This window comes from Erwinia sp. ErVv1, from assembly GCF_900068895.1.
In the GTDB taxonomy this organism is placed as follows: Bacteria; Pseudomonadota; Gammaproteobacteria; order Enterobacterales; family Enterobacteriaceae; genus Erwinia.
This window is the reverse complement of sequence record NZ_CDPK01000001.1, coordinates 289,600-305,383: the sequence shown is the minus strand read 5'-3', so window position 1 is coordinate 305,383 and position 15,784 is coordinate 289,600. Positions and strand designations below refer to the sequence as shown.

Sequence of the window (15,784 nt, the reverse complement as noted above, 5' to 3'; positions counted from 1 at the left end):
TGCCACTTTACCTGTCTGACACCGAAATGCGACCCGCAATTGTCAATTCCCGTTAGCGGCAGCGATCTGAAGGTAAACGCGGCGCAATCGGTTGCGAAAAAACCGCCCGGCCGTCTACCAATATTAAATTTTTAGGTTAGGATAGCCGACGATAACTTCTCTTCGTTCTGGAATCACACAATGAATAATCCTGGCCTGTTACAGCGGATCTTTAAACTGCAGGAGCACGGCACGACCGCGCGCACGGAAGTGATTGCGGGGTTCACGACCTTTCTGACGATGGTCTACATCGTTTTCGTGAATCCTCAGATCCTGGGTGCAGCGGGCATGAATACCCAGGCGGTGTTTGTCACCACCTGCCTGATTGCCGCGTTCGGCAGTATTCTGATGGGCCTGGTGGCCAACCTGCCGGTTGCGCTGGCACCGGCAATGGGACTGAATGCGTTTTTTGCCTTTGTGGTGGTAGGGGCCATGGGCATTTCATGGCAGGTCGGCATGGGAGCGATATTCTGGGGGGCGACGGGCCTGCTGCTGCTGACTATTTTCCGCGTCCGCTACTGGATGATCGCCAATATTCCTCTCAGCCTGCGGGTGGGCATTACCGCCGGTATCGGCCTGTTTATTGCGATGATCGGTCTGAAGAACGCCGGCATTGTGGTTGCTAACCCGGAGACGCTGGTGGCCGTCGGCCACTTAACCTCCCATAGCGTACTGCTGGGGGCGCTGGGCTTCTTTATTATCGCCATTCTGGCGTCACGCAATATCCATATTGCGGTACTGGTCTCCATTGTGGTGACCACGCTGATTGGCCTGGCCATTGGCGATGTGAAGTACGGCGGGGTATTCTCCGCGCCAACGGGCATCACGTCGATTATCGGCCAGGTCGATCTGGCCGGGTCGCTCAACGTCGGCATGGCGGGGATCATCTTCTCCTTTATGCTGGTGAACCTGTTCGACTCCTCCGGTACGCTGGTCGGCGTAACGGATAAAGCCGGTCTGACCGATGAGAAAGGCACCTTCCCGCGTATGAAGCAGGCGCTCTATGTCGACAGCATCAGCTCGGTGGTTGGCTCATATATCGGCACCTCTTCGGTGACGGCCTACATTGAAAGCTCATCGGGCGTCGCTATCGGTGGCCGCACCGGGCTGATGGCGGTGGTCACCGGGATCCTGTTCCTGCTGGTGATGTTCCTTTCACCCCTGGCGGGTATGGTGCCGCCCTATGCGGCAGCCGGTGCCCTGATTTACGTTGGTGTACTGATGACCTCAAGCCTGACGCGGATAAAGTGGGAGGATCTGACCGAAGCCGTTCCGGCTTTCGTTACCGCTATCATGATGCCGTTTAGCTTCTCCATCACCGAGGGGATCGCACTCGGTTTTATTTCTTACTGCGTGATGAAGCTCGGCAGCGGCCGCTGGCGTGAAATGAGCCCCTGCGTCATCGCCGTGACTCTTCTGTTTGTTCTCAAGATCGTCTTTATTGACGCACACTAAGATAGATCGCGGACAGCAGGTAAACCTGCCTGCTGTTGGTAAGCTGAGTCATTACGGCTCCCTGCGTTTTTCTGGCAGGGAGCTGATTAATTTCAACGTGCGCGGCCCCATCTTCTTCCCCTCGATAGCGGTAATAGAAACCCAGCGATCGCCCCCTTCATACTGCCAGAGATGCAGGCGTTCGCTGCCCGGAGAGCGTGCGCAGGACCAGACCATAAACTCCTCCGCATCAGAAATGGCCTGAATGTCGGGAAAGGCCTCTGAGCGCAGACGCCCCGATGCGGGAAACAGCCGTAGCGGCTGCGACGGGTCATTATCCGGAAGCTTCAGTATGCTCTGCCGTATCATCCATAGCTGGGCCGCCGCTTCATCCGGATCGTTTTGGGCGTTAATCCACGCTTTTTCGCCCGAAGAGAAGAGGGTGGAAAACTGTTTCTGCAACTGCCGACTGTGGGCCCGAAAAATATCCATTGCCAGCCCAACTGCACCCTCTTCATCAGCCAGCAGGATGCCGACAATATTGCCGGTATAGGCGATGCTGAAATCAGGAAGCTGCGGATCGACAAAGCAGGGGCGGCCACTGGCCGTCACGGTAAGCTCGGGCAGGGAAGTGATGCCATAAATGTGCAGCATCAGCTGTGCCAGCAGCGTGCGGGAAGCCAGATAGCGCCTTCGACGCCTGTCAGGCAGCCCGGCAGCATAGCGGATCAGGGTGGGCGGGAGGTGCTGCGCGGGTATCCCGGCCCAGTCGGGCGTCCAGCGCGCGAAATGACATGCCATTGGTCACTCCATGATAATGGTCGAGGGTCGTCTTCGCTATTGTAAGAATTTTCTTAAGCGATTACACGTCGCTTTGCCGGGTTCGGGATAAATTCGGATTATTGGCACTTTTGCCTCGCTCCACTGTTCTCCGCAGACGATGTTTTGGGGGGCAGTTTGGATATCGGAAATTATTGAACGTTTAGCACATTATTTAACCACGTCAGCCCGTAAGGGATTGATTTAGTACCAGTGGCTATAGCTTTTAAATTCTCGCCTTAGCAGTATCGCATTTAGGTTATCCGATTAGAAAAAACCCACGGCAAACGGCGTATAGCGCGGGAGTACACCCTATTGCGATAACCTGGCCTGTCCAAAAAACAGGCTTACCGTACAATAATTTCCGATCTCCAAACTGACCCCGGTATTACCGGCGTGAGCGAGGCCCGGTGCCAGTTGATACTGACGCAGTTGGTGATTGCAGGGCTGGCGAACCAGGGTCCATCGCTTAATGATACTGCCATGATCCCTGCAAAGTCGATTTCTGCAATAAAATATTAAATAACTCTATATAATATTTATCCAGTTATCAAAAAGAGGCAGTGATTATGAATATTTCACCTGGTCAAAAAAGCTTGTCATATTTACTTGAAATCCGCGATATCAGTGTTCCATCTCAAACTGAGGGAAACAGGAATGCTATTTTTGCGGGGAAGATTAATACCGTGACTAACACGCAATTTACCACGGAAGTGAAAAAGGTAGACCATCATGAAAACAGAAAAAAAGTAAATTTCGGTACTGAGACAATTATTTCTTTTCATGATACAGAAGAAAGAGAAAAGGGATTTAGGTTATTACATATAGAAGATGCATACAGAAGAGAAATGGACAAGGATGCTAAGAAAAACGGGATGCCGTTTGCTGCTGGTCACGATAGTTATAAAACGTCTCCTTATCCTTATAATAATGATCTGGCAGTGTCAGAATATAAAAAACTGGGTTAAATATCTGTCACTCGGGATCGGCGGCTGGAACTTACCGCAGCCTGACAATTTCAAAAGTATTTATAGTCTCACTTCGGTGGGCCTTTTTGCATTTCAGGAACCAACTGCATGAAAACGTATATTTAAACAGTTAAAAGATATACATGTTCAAATGAGATAATGGGAAAATTCCGACCTTCTTATTAACAGGATTATTGTTAAAGAACGTCTACCAGGGAGGATGAATTCTGCGTCAACGATTGATTTTAGATTTAAAGACAAGGCTCGGACATTAAAAAAACCACATAATTTAATACTAAAGTATAATTTCTAAAAAAGAAGAAGGCAGGTATTTTTACAAAAAATGTCGTTTATGGTTCATCTGTTGGTGCAAATACGTGCAATCAGAATATCCGTATCACGAAGCGTATAAAAAATGGCATGTCGCTGAAATTCAATGCGCATCACGCCAGGAACAGCATGGTAGTCCCGCCCCATATTTGGCATTCCGGACAGTGTCTCGAAAAATGCCTCAAGTGCGTCGGTATAATGGTCTGCCTGAACTTCACCAAATTTCAAGAGTGTATAATCATAAATCCCGGTGAAGTCGTCTGCTGCCCGTTCGGTGAGTTTATACACGATGTCTCAGCTTTCTTTGTTCTGCAATATCCCGCAGTGATAGCGAGCTTTCACCGCTTTCCAGCCCGGTAATAACAGCCTGGCGAACAACTTCATCATTTGTTTCCTGTTGCTCCAGCAATCGCAGAGCAGAGCGTATAACTTCACTCGCAGAGCCGTAACGGCCACTGTCTATTAATCGACTGATAAACGAATCGAGTTGGTCGCCAATCGTAACGCTTGTTGTTCTGNCGCAGAGCCGTAACGGCCACTGTCTATTAATCGACTGATAAACGAATCGAGTTGGTCGCCAATCGTAACGCTTGTTGTTCTGGCCATAACGCCCCCTGTGTGAACTATTAACACAATGACAGGAATACCAGCTCCTGGTGTCAACGAATGCACCTAACAGGATTTTGCCCCCTTCCAGCCAGACCGGGTTTTTAGCTTACTCTTAGCGGTGAAATAGGTAAGGGCGAAAAGCGCCTTTTCGCTGTAGTGCATTCAGTTGACTCCTTGCCTCCGGGCAAAGACCGGAGGTGCTACTTAAAGTTGTTGGGGAGCATAGCGGGGTCAGTTTGGCGATCTTTTGATTGCGGTTCAGCCTGTTTTAACTCAGGATCTTCACCATAACGCTGGATCACCTGGGGCGCGAGAAGGGAGATAAAACCTGTGCAACCTCACTATTTTCTAAGTATTGATGGCGGCGGTACGCGATGTCGCGCCCGGCTCACTGACCGTCAGAATCATCTGCTGGCCGAAGCGGTTGGCGGGCCCGCCAACGTCTGGTCACAGTTTGAGGCGGCGCTGGCAAGCGTGGAGGCACTGACAGAGCGGGTGATGACGGCGGCAGGTCTGCCACCCGCCGCGCGGGCACAAACCGCAATGGTTGCCGGTCTTGCGGGGGCCAATGTCGCCTCGGTCAAAGCCCGCCTTGCCGACTGGCAGCCCGTCTGCGCCTCTTTACGGGTGGTAGGCGACGTGGATATTGCCTGTCTGGGCGCACATCAGGGTGCGCCCGGCGCGGCGCTGATCGTCGGCACCGGCAGTCAGGGCGTCTTATGGGATGGCGAACGCTTTTCCCGGGTAGGCGGCTGGGGTTTTGCGCTATCCGATCACGGATCGGGTGCCGAGCTGGGACGCCGCACCCTGCGGCTGGCGTTGCTGGCACATGAGGGCATTGTGCCCGAAACGGCGTTTACCGACCGCGTGATGGGCAGGTTTGATCGCAGCCCGGAAGCCATGCTGCTGTGGACGCAGCGGGCAATGCCCGCCGACTGGGGCAGCGTGGTGCCGGAGGTGTTCGCGGCGGCGCAGGCAGGCGATCCCCACGCAAACCAGCTGATACAGCAAACTGCTGATGATATCGCGCTGCTGGTGCGGCGTCTGATGGGGGCCGACGGCGGCCGTCTGGCGTTAATGGGCGGCCTGGCAGAACCTGTCCAGCCCTGGCTTGCGCCCGACATTCTGGCGATGCTGGTACCGCCGCTGGGCGATGCCCTCAGCGGCGCAGGCTGGCTGGCGCGGCAGGATTAATACTTTGCTTCGCGTTAGGCGATCATGGGACAGTAACTACCGTAATTATCATTGCAGTAGCCGCGACTTTCCGGATTCAGCCTGCGCAGGCGGGCCGGTCATAATCTGGAACTTCTGACGAGTGTAATAACGAACTGCTTCGTTTCAGCAATATTCAGCAGGGATGAATTAAGTTTGTTTACGGAAAAGTGCGGCCAGTTTGCCGAGCTGCACCTGTAGGGTAAGATGACGACTCACTGCAATAAGCCTGATGCCCTTCCGGCGGGGTTCCTTGATGGATCATATTCCCTTCTTTGAACACCCATAAATACCAGGGTTAATGGTACCCAGGAATCGCGTCGTTTTTATAAATATCATCCCGGGGAGTAAATTATGGGATCAGCCGCACAGGGCTTATACTGTTTACTGCGGTGAGTGAACCAGCGTATATTTCGTTAGAAAACGCTCTCAACGTGCCGGGTTTAGATATCCAAACTCCCCCAGCAGATCCATGGCCTGAACAATACGAATAAAAAGCATCCTTAATTATCCATGAAATTACGGATGATGACACGAGCACAGGATCGGTGAAACTATCCTGCTCTCGAAGTATATTAGAAGTAAATATTTTTCATCATGAACAATTATCTTGGAAGGAACATTGCATTGTCGACTCTTTCGACCTCTTCAAGGGTGATATTGTAAACATCCGATGATGGCATTGTCATCTCGGTAACTATGAAATGAGCCTTAGGAGAATACAGTCTTTCTCCCTCACCGTGACCAAATGCCATGCCATTTTGAACATATATCATTGCCGCTGTTGCCTTTCACCGTGAACATCACTTTATCGCTACTCTGACTGCGGTTAGCGAAACCATTAGCAATTGTTTTAACGCTGGAGGTGGAAAAGAATTGTCCAGTCTGATAAACAGTATAATCTTTATGTTTCATATCAGTATTATATTGGCTGATTAAAGTGTTGATCGACTCATTCGTCATTCTCTGCCCACGGTAGGTGGTGCTCATTTTATTTGAAGGGGTATAAAAATCATTAATGGCGTTTTCAACCAGGTTTTTTAAATTATAACATTCAGTCTTGATAATGTCTTTATATTTCGCTCCACCACGGTTAAAAATATTATCACCATGGGCTCTGCAATATTCATCAACAACTTTATTGCCGTCCAATTTGCCACCTTCGCGCATCAGGCCATACTGGTGACGCGCTTCATGGTTGATCGCTTTACAACCCGCGTTACTATTATAGATCATTGAGAAATTTTCCCGCTTCATGTCTCCTTCTCGCTTCTCTTTTGTTAATTCTATATATGTTTCCCTTATTTCATCCAGTTCCAGGCTAATATGTTTTTCTTTTTCCGTTAATTCTTTAATTTTGAGGGCGTTTATGTTGTAGTCTTTTTTTAATTCATCCCTCTTGCTCATTTCATTATTTTTCTCTTTCTCGATAGTTTTAATTGCAATTTCAGCTGAGAGCTTATTGGTGCGGCGTTTTATTTTTTTTACGGCATCTCTACATTCTATTTTATATCGATATCCATGAAATAATTTTTTTAATAAATTACGAGGCTCCCCATATTTAAAATGATCTTCTTTCAGCCGCACGCGGGCATCTTTACCGTACTTATCTGCTACCTTATTAAGTTCTATCAGGGATAAATCATTAGAGGAAATAGTCTTTTCACAGGGATCAATTGTGCGAGCTAGCGTAGCTTGAGTGTTTTTTATTTCTGAGATCTTCCTCGTAATCTTTTTTTGTTCCGTCCTAAGATTATATATCGAAGTCGACACCTCATTTAGAGTGGGTGAGGTGTTTTGGTTAACAGCGCTAACTGGCATTTTTTTTCCTTTATTGTATAGATGTTGAGCAGCGCGAGATTGCACTAATATATAATTATTACAGATTTTTATATGAAAACTATTAAAAAGCGATTAAACGCCATGGAATAGCAGGCTGCCGGATTCAATTTTTCAGTGCAAAGCTAAGCAGCCAGTCTTAGCTCTGCCACGATTATTGAGGATTGCCGGGAGCCTGAACTCAGAGCAGAAATTTCATCTGTTAACTTAGAGACTCCGTCTCACTTCCCAATGCAGAAGCTGGAGAAAATCCGGCCTAACAGGTCGTCGGAGGTGAACGCGCCGGTGATCTCGCTCAGGCAGTTCTGGGCGGCACGCAGCTCCTCCGCCAGTAGCTCGCCCGCTTTTGCCCCCAGCAGCTGCTCGCGGCCGTCAAGTAAGTGAGTGGCCGCTAACTCCAGCGCCTGAAGGTGACGACGGCGGGCAAGGAAGCCACCTTCCATATTACCGGCAAAGCCCATGCTCTCTTTCAGATGGTCGCGCAGCAGGTCGATCCCCTCGCCGGTGCGGGCCGAGAGGCGGATAAGTGAGTGACCATTCACTTTCGTCATTCCCAGCGCTTCGCCGGTGACGTCCGCTTTATTGCGTACCACGGTTATCGGCAGCGCGGCGGGCAGGCGGGCAATAAAGTCCGGCCAGATGTCCGCAGGCTCGGTGGCCGTTGTCGTCGTGCCGTCAACCATAAACAGCACGCGATCGGCCCCTTCGATTTCGTGCCAGGCCCGTTCAATACCAATCCGCTCCACTTCATCGCCGGCCTCGCGCAGGCCCGCCGTATCAATAATATGCAGCGGCATACCGTCGATATGGATATGCTCGCGCAGCACGTCGCGGGTGGTGCCGGCGATATCGGTGACGATGGCCGCTTCGCGTCCGGCCAGCGCATTCAGCAGGCTGGACTTACCGGCGTTAGGACGGCCTGCTATCACCACCTTCATTCCTTCGCGCAGCAGGCTGCCCTGACGCGCTTCGGCCCGGACGGCCTCAAGGTCGCTAATCACCTGGTTAAGCAGGGCCTCGATTTTCCCGTCAGAGAGGAAGTCGATCTCCTCATCCGGGAAGTCGATAGCCGCTTCGACGTAGATCCGCAGGTGAGTGAGTGCTTCCACAAGATGGTTAACACGCAGTGAAAATGCCCCCTGGAGCGAGTTCACCGCCGAGCGCGCCGCCTGTTCGGAACTGGCATCAATCAGATCGGCAATCGCTTCTGCCTGGGCCAGATCGAGCTTATCGTTCAGAAACGCACGCTCGGAGAACTCGCCAGGACGGGCGATGCGCACGTTCGACATCGACAGGATACGCCGCAGCAGCAGGTCAAGTATCACCGGGCCGCCGTGGCCCTGTAGCTCCAGGACGTCTTCGCCGGTAAAGGAGTGAGGGCCGGGAAACCACAGGGCGATCCCCTGATCCAGCGTGCTGCCGTCCAGGTCGCGGAAGGGCAGATAATCGGCGTAGCGCGGTTTGGGCAGCTTGCCCAGCAGGGCCTGCGCCACGTCGGCCGCCTGGCTGCCGGAGATGCGCAGGATACCCACACCACCCCGGCCGGGCGGCGTCGCCTGGGCGACGATAGTTTCGCTTTGACTCATAATCCACTCTCGTTTAGGCAAAAAAATAAGGCGGTCAGTTGACCGCCTTATTCTACCATCCTTCATCTGTCACGTTGCAGGCGCGTTAGCGTTGTAACGCCCGGCCTGTCCATCGGCCCCATTCTTTCCTTATCGCCTGCATCCCGGACAATGACCGGACAGCGTTCTTATGCTTTCTTTTTGTCGCGGCTGTGAAGACCACGTTTTTCCAGGCCGCGATAAATCAGCTGCTGCTGGAGGATGGTCACCAGGTTACTGACGATGTAGTACAGTACCAGACCTGCCGGGAACCACAGGAAGAACACGGTGAAGATGACCGGCATAAAGGTCATGATCTTCTGCTGCATCGGGTCGGTCACGGTGGTCGGCGACATCTTCTGGATGAAGAACATCGTGATGCCCATCAGGATCGGCAGGATGTAGTACGGGTCCTGTGCAGAGAGGTCATGGATCCACAGGGCAAACGGCGCATGGCGCAGCTCAATGGAGCCCATCAGCATGTAATACAGTGCCAGGAAGATAGGCATCTGAATAACCAGCGGCAGACAGCCACCCAGCGGGTTTACTTTCTCGGTTTTGTACAGCGCCATCATCTCCTGACTCATACGCTGTTTGTCGTCACCGAGACGCTCACGCATGGCCTGGATTTTCGGCTGAAGCATACGCATCTTCGCCATCGAGGTGTACTGCGCCCGGGTCAGTGGGTACATGATGCCACGCACGATAAAGGTGATAACGATGATGGAGAAGCCCCAGTTACCGATAAAGCTGTGAATGAACTTCAGCAGCTTAAACAGCGGCTGAGAGATAAACCACAGCCAGCCGTAGTCAACGGTCAGGTCCAGATGCGGCGCAATTGCCGCCATCTTGTCCTGAATTTCCGGGCCAACCCACAGCGTGGCAGCCAGATTCTGCTGCGAGCCTGGCGCGACGGTGACGGGCGCAGACTTGTAGCCGACGGCGGCAATACCGTTACCGAGGTTGCTGGTGTACAGCGTATTGGTTCCGGCGGTGCGCGGTACCCACGCGGTGGCGAAATACTGCTGAAGCATCGCTACCCAGCCGTTGCTGGTGGTGGTGCTCAGGTTTTCGTTATCGCTGATTTTGTCGAATTTGTACTTCTCGTAGTTAGTCTCACTGCTGGAGTAAGCCGCGCCACGGAAGGTGTGCAACGCAAAGTTGTTGCTGCCGGTATCACGATGCTTAGGCAGGTCAATGGTCTGCTTCAGCTGGCCGAACATCGCCACTTCCAGCGGCTGCTGGGTGGTGTTGTTAACCTGATAATCGACGCCGACCGCATAGTCACCGCGCTTAAACACGAAGGTTTTGGTGTAGGTCGCGCCGTTTTCAGCAGTGAACGTCAGCGGGATACGCAGTTCGCTCTGGCCGTCAGCCATCTCATAGTTATCCTGAGAGGCAGTAAACAGTGGACGTGCGCCATTAGCTGGATTATCCGGGCCGTTACGACCGGTCAGACCGCTCTGTGCCTGATACAGAAAACCTGGGGTCGTTTCCAGCAGCTCAAATGGCTGTGAAGAACCCAGTTTGTCAGGGTAAGCCAGCAGCAGTGCCTGCTCGATATCACCACCGCGGGTGTTGATATGTAAAGACAGGACATCAGTCTTAACGGTGATCGTTTTGCCCTGGCCGCTGGCAGGTACACCCTGATTGGCGGCATCACCGGCTGAGCTGGTCGTGTTCTGTGTGGTCTGGGTCTGCACAGGCTGCGGAGCATGGTCCGTTTGCCAGGCTTGCCAGATCATAAAGGACACGAACAGAAAAGCGATGAGAAAAAGATTGCGTTGCGAATCCATCGTTAATGTTCTCTGGTATCAATGGTTATTTGGCGGCACCGGATCGTCACCACCCGGGTTTAAAGGATGGCATTTTAATACGCGTTTCATCGTCAACCAACTGCCTTTTATTACGCCGAACCTGCGCAATGCCTCAATACCGTATTGAGAGCAAGTTGGATGAAAACGACAGTGGGGTCCTAAGAGAGGGCTGATTACGCGCTGATAGACGCGAATCAGCCCAATCAGGAGCCGCGAGCCAGGCGACAGTGTCGACGCCATATCTTCTCCAACGCTTCCGCCAGCGCCTGGTTATCCAGGTCGGCAACCCCTTTTTTCGCCACCACTACAAAATCCATAGCGGGCAGGTCATGCTGACGCAGACGAAAGCTTTCGCGGGTCAATCGCTTGATCCGGTTGCGTTCATGCGCGCGCTTGACGTGTTTTTTGGCGACGGTAAGACCGATGCGGGGATGCCCCAGCGAGTTCAGGCGGCCGAGAATAGTAATTTGCGGCGTGCCAGCTCTTTGTGGCTGCTGGAAGACGAAGGTGAAATGAGTGGGAGTTAACAAACGTAACTCCCTGGGAAATGCGAGCTTAACCACTCAGCGGTTAGCTTTTATTACTTAGAAACGGTCAGACGTGAACGGCCTTTAGCACGACGACGTGCCAGAACCTGACGACCATTTTTTGTTGCCATACGAGCACGGAAACCGTGTGAACGGTTACGCTTCAGTACGGACGGTTGAAAAGTGCGTTTCATGGCGATTTCTACCTAAACTTGGAAAATTTCACTTGGTGACGCGTTTTCATGGTCAGAAAACCGACCGACGCCTCAGTGTGTCTTTAATAAAGAGGCGGGATTGTAATAATTGTACAGTCCGGAGTCAATTTACTTCGCGTTAAAGTCGCGTCTGGATGTCCCGTTCGACCGCAAAACCAGCCGGTTCGGGCCAGAGCGCTACACGCCGGGGCGAGAATTATACGGCGTTGGGGATAAAGCGCAAGGATCGACAGGGATCTTCTGGCGATCCCGTTGCAGAAAGCGTGCAATAATAACGTGATGGAAGCGTAAAAATCCTGCGAATGCAGAGGATCCTGAATGCCTTTTGGCCGTGAAGGGGTACACTTATCACCGCGCGTCAGTGCCTGTGGATAAAATGGATCAAAACTGTGTAGAAAGTGAAGATCTCTGCCGCGCTTTACGCTATGATCCGCCCTTCCGTTAGCGATCCTCAGGGTCTGCCCGCAACGGAGTAACCGTGGATAGCGGTTCGTATGTGCGTCATCTGCATGCGTCAACAATGATGAATTTATCGCTTCAGCGCCTTTTTTCTTATCGAATTTTTTCGAGTGGAGTCCGCCGTGTCACTTACGCTTTGGCAACAGTGTCTTGCCCGTTTGCAGGATGAACTACCTGCCACAGAATTCAGCATGTGGATACGTCCATTGCAGGCCGAATTAAACGACAACACGCTGGCCCTGTATGCACCAAATCGCTTCGTGCTCGACTGGGTTAGGGATAAATACCTCAATAACATCAATGGTCTGCTCAACGATTTCTGCGGCAGCGACGTTCCCCTGCTGCGTTTTGAAGTCGGTAGCAAGCCCGTTACGCGCCAGATTAGCCAGCCGGTAATGGCCAGCGCACATGCCAGTGCGCCGGTGAACCATGGCACCCGTCCGGCCCCTTCACGGCCAAGCTGGGACAGCATGCCTGCCCCGGCGGAGCTGTCATACCGCTCAAACGTGAATACCAAACATAATTTCGATAACTTCGTTGAGGGTAAGTCGAACCAGCTGGCACGCGCGGCGGCGCGACAGGTGGCGGACAACCCCGGCGGCGCTTATAACCCTCTCTTCCTTTATGGTGGCACGGGCCTGGGTAAAACCCACCTTCTGCACGCCGTGGGGAATGGCATTATGGCGCGTAAGCCGAATGCTAAAGTGGTGTATATGCACTCCGAGCGCTTCGTGCAGGATATGGTTAAGGCGCTGCAAAATAATGCCATTGAAGAGTTCAAGCGCTACTATCGGTCGGTTGATGCGCTGCTTATTGATGACATTCAGTTCTTTGCCAACAAAGAGCGGTCGCAGGAGGAGTTTTTCCACACCTTCAACGCGCTGCTGGAAGGCAATCAGCAGATCATCCTGACCTCGGATCGCTATCCAAAAGAGATCAACGGCGTGGAAGATCGCCTGAAATCGCGCTTTGGCTGGGGGCTGACGGTGGCCATTGAGCCGCCCGAGCTGGAAACCCGCGTCGCGATCCTGATGAAAAAGGCGGATGAAAACGATATTCGCCTGCCGGGCGAAGTGGCCTTCTTTATTGCCAAGCGTTTGCGTTCCAACGTGCGCGAGCTGGAAGGGGCGCTGAACCGGGTGATTGCTAACGCCAACTTCACCGGGCGCGCTATCACCATTGATTTTGTCCGTGAAGCGCTGCGCGATCTTCTGGCGTTGCAGGAAAAGCTGGTTACCATCGATAATATTCAGAAGACGGTAGCCGAGTATTACAAAATTAAAGTGGCTGATTTGCTGTCCAAACGGCGTTCCCGCTCGGTGGCGCGACCGCGACAGATGGCGATGGCGATGGCTAAAGAGTTGACCAACCACAGTTTGCCGGAGATCGGCGATGCTTTCGGGGGTCGTGACCATACCACGGTACTGCATGCCTGCCGCAAAATTGAGCAGCTGCGTGAAGAGAGTCACGATATTAAAGAAGATTTCTCAAATCTAATCAGAACATTATCTTCCTGACGCTATGAAATTTATTGTAGAACGCGAGCACTTACTCAAGCCCTTACAGCAGGTCAGCAGCCCACTCGGCGGTCGTCCAACGTTACCCATCCTCGGCAACCTGCTTTTACAGGTTAACGAAGGCAGCCTGCTGCTAACCGGGACCGATTTAGAGATGGAAATGGTGGCCCGCGTCGCACTGACGCAGGACCACGAGCCGGGTGCGACTACCGTACCGGCGCGCAAATTTTTTGATATCTGCCGCGGCCTGCCCGAAGGCGCGGAGATCACGGTTATTCTGGATGGGGAAAGAATGCTGATCCGCTCAGGACGCAGCCGCTTCTCACTCTCCACCCTGCCTGCCAGCGACTTCCCGAACCTGGATGACTGGCAGAGCGAGGTTGAGTTCACCCTGCCGCAGGCCACCATGAAGCGTCTGATCGAGGCCACGCAGTTCTCCATGGCGCATCAGGACGTGCGCTATTACCTCAACGGCATGCTGTTTGAAACCGAAGGGGAAGAGCTGCGCACCGTGGCAACCGACGGCCACCGTCTGGCGGTGTGTTCAATGCCGGTCGGGCAGGCGCTGCCCAGTCATTCGGTGATTGTGCCGCGCAAGGGCGTGATTGAGCTGGTGCGCCTGCTGGACGGCGGTGAAACGCCGCTGCGCGTGCAGATTGGCAGCAACAATATTCGCGCACACGTGGGCGATTTCATCTTTACCTCGAAGCTGGTCGATGGCCGTTTCCCTGACTATCGTCGGGTGCTGCCGAAGAATCCGGACAAAACGCTTGATGCGGGCTGCGACCTGTTAAAGCAGGCTTTTTCGCGCGCGGCTATTCTCTCTAACGAGAAGTTTCGCGGCGTTCGTCTCTATATCAGCGAAAATCAGCTTAAGATCACGGCCAATAATCCGGAACAGGAAGAGGCCGAAGAGATGCTGGATGTGACCTACGGCGGCACCGATTTAGAAATCGGTTTTAACGTCAGCTACGTGCTGGATGTCCTGAATGCGCTGAAGTGTGAAAACGTTCGCCTGCTGCTGACGGATTCCGTTTCCAGCGTGCAGATTGAGGATGCGGCCAGTCAGAGCGCGGCCTACGTCGTGATGCCAATGCGGTTGTAGTAGAATATCGGGCTAACTTACTTGCCATTTTAGGGTTGGGCAGTGCTCAAAATCCTCACGTACTTTGTGTACGCTCCGGTTTTTGCGCGCTGGCCGCCCCCAAACTGGCTACGCCGTTGACGCCCTGGCCTGTCGTAAAGAAAGGGCAGGATGCTGCTCTATCATCGCCTGTTTTGGAATTCCGTCTGTATGGCTTTGACCCGCCTCCTTATTAAAGACTTTCGCAATATTGAAAACGCAGACCTGGCGTTGGCTCCCGGATTTAATTTTCTGGTGGGACCAAACGGCAGCGGTAAAACCAGCGTGCTGGAAGCGATTTATACCCTGGGTCACGGTCGCGCTTTCCGTAGTTTGCAGGCGGGGCGTGTGATCCGTCACGACCAGGACGCCTTTGTGCTGCACGGTCGAATCGCGGGAATGGAGCGGGAAATCTCCGTTGGCCTGACCAAAAACCGCGCCGGAGACAGCAAGGTGCGCATTGACGGCAGTGATGGCCATAAGGTCGCCGAACTGGCGCAGATGCTGCCTATGCAGCTGATCACACCCGAGGGCTTTACCCTGCTTAACGGCGGCCCTAAATATCGCCGGGCCTATATCGACTGGGGCTGTTTTCATAATGAACCAGGTTTCTTTACCGCCTGGAGCAACCTCCGACGCCTGATGAAGCAGCGTAACGCCGCGCTTCGGCAGGTGTCGCGCTATCAGCAAATTCGCGCCTGGGATCAGGAACTGGCCCCGCTTGCCGAACAGATCAGCGCCTGGCGCGCGGCCTACAGCGATGCGATAGCGGCCGATATTAACGCCACCTGCGCGCAGTTTTTACCCGAATTCGAGCTGAGCTTCTCATTCCAGCGCGGCTGGGACAAAGAGAGTGATTACGCAGAGCTACTTGAGCGCCAGTTTGAGCGCGACAGAGCGCTCACCTACACCGCCAGCGGGCCCCATAAAGCCGATTTTCGCATTCGCGCCGATGGCACGCCGGTGGAAGATTTACTGTCACGCGGCCAGTTAAAGCTGCTGATGTGCGCCCTGAGACTGGCGCAGGGTGAGTTTCTCACCCGACAGAACGGGCAACGCTGCCTGTATCTGATAGACGATTTTGCCTCCGAGCTGGATGAAACGCGTCGGCTGCTGCTGGCCTCGCGTTTAAAAGCCACGCATGCCCAGGTTTTTGTCAGCGCCATTGGTGCCGAACACGTGTTCGACATGGCTGACGAAAAGGGCAAGATGTTCCGCGTGGAACAGGGTAAAATAGCGGTTCAACCTGAAGATTAAACGAGCGAGAAACGT

General features: G+C 52.9%; 15 protein-coding genes and 2 pseudogenes. 7 read left to right on the top strand and 10 right to left on the bottom strand.

Annotated elements, in window-relative coordinates; all coding sequences use genetic code 11:
* The first annotated feature begins 180 nt into the window (after positions 1 to 180).
* Positions 181 to 1,494: an NCS2 family permease gene (locus tag A1830_RS01280; protein WP_067700558.1), complete on the top strand. Its 1,314-nt coding sequence runs from the start codon at positions 181 to 183 to the stop codon at positions 1,492 to 1,494.
* A gap of 51 nt (positions 1,495 to 1,545) precedes the next feature.
* Here the strand turns inward: A1830_RS01280 and A1830_RS01275 are convergent, their stop codons facing one another.
* Positions 1,546 to 2,274 carry a 4'-phosphopantetheinyl transferase family protein gene (locus A1830_RS01275; RefSeq protein WP_067700555.1) on the bottom strand — a complete coding sequence of 243 codons (729 nt, stop codon included), beginning with the start codon at positions 2,272 to 2,274 and terminating at the stop codon, positions 1,546 to 1,548.
* A 375-nt stretch (positions 2,275 to 2,649) separates the two neighbouring features.
* Between A1830_RS01275 and A1830_RS23825 the strand changes: the two genes are divergently transcribed.
* On the top strand, positions 2,650 to 2,814 hold the full coding sequence (locus tag A1830_RS23825) for a hypothetical protein (RefSeq protein WP_369815683.1): 165 nt from the start codon (positions 2,650 to 2,652) through the stop codon (positions 2,812 to 2,814).
* Positions 2,815 to 2,861: 47 nt separating this feature from the next.
* Complete coding sequence (locus A1830_RS01270; protein ID WP_067700552.1) at positions 2,862 to 3,260, top strand: hypothetical protein; 399 nt, start codon at positions 2,862 to 2,864, stop codon at positions 3,258 to 3,260.
* Between the two features lie 334 nt (positions 3,261 to 3,594).
* Here A1830_RS01270 and A1830_RS01265 read toward each other — a convergent pair.
* From A1830_RS01265 to A1830_RS23820, 3 genes and pseudogenes are all read right to left on the bottom strand, one after another.
* A pseudogene (locus A1830_RS01265) lies at positions 3,595 to 3,878 on the bottom strand (type II toxin-antitoxin system RelE/ParE family toxin).
* Positions 3,871 to 4,089 (bottom strand): type II toxin-antitoxin system ParD family antitoxin, encoded by a 219-nt coding sequence (locus A1830_RS20980; protein ID WP_369815682.1) that lies wholly within the window; start codon positions 4,087 to 4,089, stop codon positions 3,871 to 3,873. The pseudogene A1830_RS01265 and the gene A1830_RS20980 overlap by 8 nt, the downstream one beginning before the upstream one ends.
* Positions 4,053 to 4,196 carry a ribbon-helix-helix domain-containing protein gene (locus A1830_RS23820; protein ID WP_082804054.1) on the bottom strand — a complete coding sequence of 48 codons (144 nt, stop codon included), beginning with the start codon at positions 4,194 to 4,196 and terminating at the stop codon, positions 4,053 to 4,055. Before A1830_RS23820 ends, A1830_RS20980 begins: the two co-directional genes overlap by 37 nt.
* 333 nt (positions 4,197 to 4,529) lie before the next feature.
* On the opposite strand from A1830_RS23820, the gene A1830_RS01260 reads away from it, so the two are divergent.
* Entirely contained in the window at positions 4,530 to 5,393 is an 864-nt protein-coding gene (locus A1830_RS01260) for a glucosamine kinase nucleotide-binding domain-containing protein (RefSeq protein ID WP_067700549.1), read from the top strand.
* Between the two features lie 753 nt (positions 5,394 to 6,146).
* Here the strand turns inward: A1830_RS01260 and A1830_RS01255 are convergent.
* From A1830_RS01255 to rpmH, 6 genes and pseudogenes are all read right to left on the bottom strand, one after another.
* A complete protein-coding gene (locus tag A1830_RS01255) occupies positions 6,147 to 7,232 on the bottom strand; it encodes a hypothetical protein (protein WP_156484910.1) in 1,086 nt (361 codons plus the stop codon).
* A gap of 239 nt (positions 7,233 to 7,471) precedes the next feature.
* Positions 7,472 to 8,836 carry a tRNA uridine-5-carboxymethylaminomethyl(34) synthesis GTPase MnmE gene (gene mnmE / locus A1830_RS01250; RefSeq protein WP_067700544.1) on the bottom strand — a complete coding sequence of 455 codons (1,365 nt, stop codon included), beginning with the start codon at positions 8,834 to 8,836 and terminating at the stop codon, positions 7,472 to 7,474.
* Positions 8,837 to 9,003: 167 nt separating this feature from the next.
* Positions 9,004 to 10,650 carry a membrane protein insertase YidC gene (gene yidC / locus A1830_RS01245; protein WP_067700543.1) on the bottom strand — a complete coding sequence of 549 codons (1,647 nt, stop codon included), beginning with the start codon at positions 10,648 to 10,650 and terminating at the stop codon, positions 9,004 to 9,006.
* Positions 10,651 to 10,652: 2 nt separating this feature from the next.
* Positions 10,653 to 10,911: pseudogene (yidD, locus tag A1830_RS20970) on the bottom strand (membrane protein insertion efficiency factor YidD).
* Positions 10,875 to 11,234 carry a ribonuclease P protein component gene (rnpA, locus tag A1830_RS20965; protein ID WP_073980918.1) on the bottom strand — a complete coding sequence of 120 codons (360 nt, stop codon included), beginning with the start codon at positions 11,232 to 11,234 and terminating at the stop codon, positions 10,875 to 10,877. The pseudogene yidD and the gene rnpA overlap by 37 nt, the downstream one beginning before the upstream one ends.
* Before the next feature lie 17 nt (positions 11,235 to 11,251).
* Complete coding sequence (gene rpmH, locus A1830_RS20960; RefSeq protein ID WP_003849659.1) at positions 11,252 to 11,392, bottom strand: 50S ribosomal protein L34; 141 nt, start codon at positions 11,390 to 11,392, stop codon at positions 11,252 to 11,254.
* A 602-nt stretch (positions 11,393 to 11,994) separates the two neighbouring features.
* Here rpmH and dnaA point away from each other — a divergent pair.
* The 3 genes from dnaA to recF all read left to right on the top strand — a co-directional run bounded on the left by dnaA (position 11,995) and on the right by recF (position 15,769).
* On the top strand, positions 11,995 to 13,389 hold the full coding sequence (dnaA, locus tag A1830_RS01235; RefSeq protein WP_067700541.1) for a chromosomal replication initiator protein DnaA: 1,395 nt from the start codon (positions 11,995 to 11,997) through the stop codon (positions 13,387 to 13,389).
* Between the two features lie 4 nt (positions 13,390 to 13,393).
* Positions 13,394 to 14,494: a DNA polymerase III subunit beta gene (gene dnaN, locus A1830_RS01230; RefSeq protein ID WP_067700538.1), complete on the top strand. Its 1,101-nt coding sequence runs from the start codon at positions 13,394 to 13,396 to the stop codon at positions 14,492 to 14,494.
* Between the two features lie 189 nt (positions 14,495 to 14,683).
* Positions 14,684 to 15,769 (top strand): DNA replication/repair protein RecF, encoded by a 1,086-nt coding sequence (gene recF, locus A1830_RS01225; RefSeq protein WP_067700735.1) that lies wholly within the window; start codon positions 14,684 to 14,686, stop codon positions 15,767 to 15,769.
* Positions 15,770 to 15,784 lie beyond the last annotated feature (15 nt).

Excerpts from the sequence above, each read along its gene's own strand:
- A1830_RS01280 (WP_067700558.1), top strand. The coding sequence starts at position 181 with ATGAATAATCCTGGCCTGTTACAGCGGATCTTTAAACTGCAGGAGCAC.
- A1830_RS01275 (WP_067700555.1), bottom strand. The coding sequence starts at position 2,274 with ATGGCATGTCATTTCGCGCGCTGGACGCCCGACTGGGCCGGGATACCC.
- A1830_RS01270 (WP_067700552.1), top strand. The coding sequence starts at position 2,862 with ATGAATATTTCACCTGGTCAAAAAAGCTTGTCATATTTACTTGAAATC.
- A1830_RS01255 (WP_156484910.1), bottom strand. The coding sequence starts at position 7,232 with ATGCCAGTTAGCGCTGTTAACCAAAACACCTCACCCACTCTAAATGAG.
- mnmE (WP_067700544.1), bottom strand. The coding sequence starts at position 8,836 with ATGAGTCAAAGCGAAACTATCGTCGCCCAGGCGACGCCGCCCGGCCGG.
- yidC (WP_067700543.1), bottom strand. The coding sequence starts at position 10,650 with ATGGATTCGCAACGCAATCTTTTTCTCATCGCTTTTCTGTTCGTGTCC.
- rpmH (WP_003849659.1), bottom strand. The coding sequence starts at position 11,392 with ATGAAACGCACTTTTCAACCGTCCGTACTGAAGCGTAACCGTTCACAC.
- dnaN (WP_067700538.1), top strand. The coding sequence starts at position 13,394 with ATGAAATTTATTGTAGAACGCGAGCACTTACTCAAGCCCTTACAGCAG.
- recF (WP_067700735.1), top strand. The coding sequence starts at position 14,684 with ATGGCTTTGACCCGCCTCCTTATTAAAGACTTTCGCAATATTGAAAAC.